Source organism: Myxococcus sp. RHSTA-1-4, from assembly GCF_020037125.1.
In the GTDB taxonomy this organism is placed as follows: Bacteria; Myxococcota; Myxococcia; order Myxococcales; family Myxococcaceae; genus Myxococcus.
Window position 1 is genome coordinate 1 of record NZ_JAIQDG010000098.1, and the last position, 2,629, is coordinate 2,629.

At 69.6% G+C, this 2,629-nt stretch carries 1 protein-coding gene; it reads left to right on the forward strand.

Features of this window, described 5'->3' with window-relative positions; translation table 11 throughout:
• A partial coding sequence (locus K8638_RS44050; protein ID WP_223760788.1) for a non-ribosomal peptide synthetase occupies nt 1-2,629 on the forward strand: 2,629 nt, incomplete at both ends.

Consider the following 2,629-nt stretch of genomic DNA (forward strand, 5'->3'; position numbering starts at 1 on the left):
TCCTCCAGCGCGTCCGCGACTGCTGCCTCGACGCCTACTCCCACCAGGAGCTCCCCTTCGAGAAGCTCGTCGAGGAGCTTCGCGTGGCCCGCGAGCCGGGCCGGAATCCCCTGGTGCAGGTGCTGTTCGCCTTGCAGAACGCGCCTGGCTCGATGCTCCAGCTTCCCGGCCTCGACGTCGCCCCCATGACGCTGGAGACCCGGACCGCCAGGTTCGACCTGTTCCTCGCCCTGGAGGAGGGCCCCGAGGGGCTGAGCGCCACCTTCGAGTACGCCACCGCGCTCTTCGCGCCGCGCACCGTGGAGCGGATGGCTTCCCACTACGCGCGGCTCCTCCACGCGCTCGTCCAGTCTCCCGACGCTCCCGCCGGCCTGCTGGACTTCCTCTCCCCGGATGAGCGCCGCCAACTTCTCTTCGACTGGAACGACACCGCTCGCGTCTATCCGTCCGACGCCTCCATTGCCCAGCTCTTCCTGGCCCAGGTGGCGCTTCGCCCTGACGCCATCGCCGTGCAGCATGGGGCTCACGCACTCACCTATGCCCAGCTCGATGCGCGCGCCAACCGCCTGGCGTGGCTGCTGCTGGTCCACGGTGTCGGCAGGGCCCGGCCCCAGGTGGGCGTCTGCCTCCCCCGCTCCGTTGACCTCATCGTCGCGTTTCTTGCCGCCATCAAGGCCGGCGGCGCCTACGTCCCGCTCGACCCGGACTACCCCGCGGAGCGCCTCTCCTTCATGGCTCGGGACTCACGGCTGGCCGCCATCATCAGCAACGGAGCGCTCGTGGAGCGCCTCCCCTCCGGCGAGTGGTCTCTCCTCTCCCTCGACGACCTCGGACCCGAGCTCGAGCGGTGCAGCCCGCTTCCGCCTCCTGAAGACAGTACGCCCGGAGACCTGGCGCACATCATCTATACCTCCGGCTCGACGGGCCGGCCGAAGGGGGTGTGCATCCCGCACCAGGGCGTGATCCGGATGGCGCGCGACTCCGACCACGTACGCCTCGGCCCCGAGGATCGGGTCGCCCAGGTCACCACCGTCGCATTCGACCTCTCCACGCTCGAAATCTGGGGTGCCCTGCTCAATGGCGGCGCGCTCGTCATCATCGACAGGGATGAGGTTCTCGAACCCACCCTCCTCGCCCGGCGCCTCCAGGAGGAGCGCATCACCGCGCTGGTCATCGCCACGGCCCTCTTCAATCTCACGGCCCGCACCCACCCCGAGGCCTTCCGGACGCTGCGCTGGGTCATCTTTGGCGGAGAGGCCGCCGACGTCACCTGCGTCAATGCCGTGCTCTCACACGGCGCTCCCCAGGCACTGGTGAACGGCTACGGCCCCACGGAGAACACCACGTTCAGCACGTGGTTCCAGGCCGTCCATGTCGAGCCGGACGCGCTCTCCATCCCCATCGGGCGGCCAGTCTCCAACAGCACCGCCTACGTGCTCGACGCCGCGCTCCAGCCCGTGCCCACCGGCGTCGCCGGCGAGCTCTTCGTCGGCGGTGACGGCCTGGCCTGGGGCTACTGGGACAGGCCCGAGCTCACCGCCGAGCGCTTCGTCCCCCACCCCTTCTCCTCCTCCCCAGGCGCACGCCTCTACCGCACCGGCGATTTGGTGCGCAGGCGCCATGACGGCTCCCTCGACTTCGTCGGCCGCCGCGACAACCAGGTCAAGCTGCGCGGCTTCCGCATCGAGCTGGGTGAAGTCGAGTCCGCACTCCTCCAGCACCCCTCCGTCCGTCAGGCCCTCGTCCTCGTTCGCGAGGACATCCCCGGCGACAGGCGCCTGGTCGCCTATGCCGCCTCGGACTCTTCCGCGGCCTCTCTCCGCGAGCACCTGGTGTCGCTGCTGCCCAGCCACATGGTGCCCTCGGCCTTCGTTCTCCTCGACGCGCTTCCCCTCTCCGCCAACGGAAAGCTCGACCGCAAGGCGCTGCCGGCTCCCGTGATGCAGGAACGGAACGAAGGTTCCTTCACCGGCCCCCGGAGCGACCTGGAGGCGAAGCTCACGGCCATCTGGGCTTCCGTCCTCGGCGTCGGAGAACTCGACGTCACCGCCAGCTTCTTCGAGCTCGGCGGCCACTCTCTGCTGGCCACGCAGGTGGTGTCGCGCGTCCAGGATGCGCTCGGCCTGCCCGTTCCCGTCCGCACGCTCTTCGAGGCCCCCACGGTGGAGTCCTTCGCGCTCGCCGTGGAGAAGAAGCTCGGGTCCGCCGCTCCGGTGGCGACCTTTCACATCCCGGCCGCCCGCCGGGAAGGCCCGATGCCCCTGTCGTTCGCGCAGGAGCGATTGTGGTTCCTCAGCCAGCTCCATGACGAGCAGCGCGTCTACAACATGCCCATGGCCATCCGGCTATCGGGCGTCCTGGCCCCGGAGGTGCTCCGCGAGAGCCTCCGTGCCATCGTCCAGCGCCATGAAGCCCTGCGCACCTGCTTCCCCGGCGGGAGCGCACCCTCCCAGGCCGTCTCCGCCACCGCGGACCTCCACTTCGAGATCGCGGAGTGTGAGGAGGAAGACCTCCTGCTCCAGCTTCTGCGTCAGGAGGCCGAAAAGTCTTTTGACCTGGCCCGGGGCCCGCTGTTCCGCGCGCTGCTGCTGAAGACCGGTGAGGCGCGGTACGTGCTGCTGCTCAACCT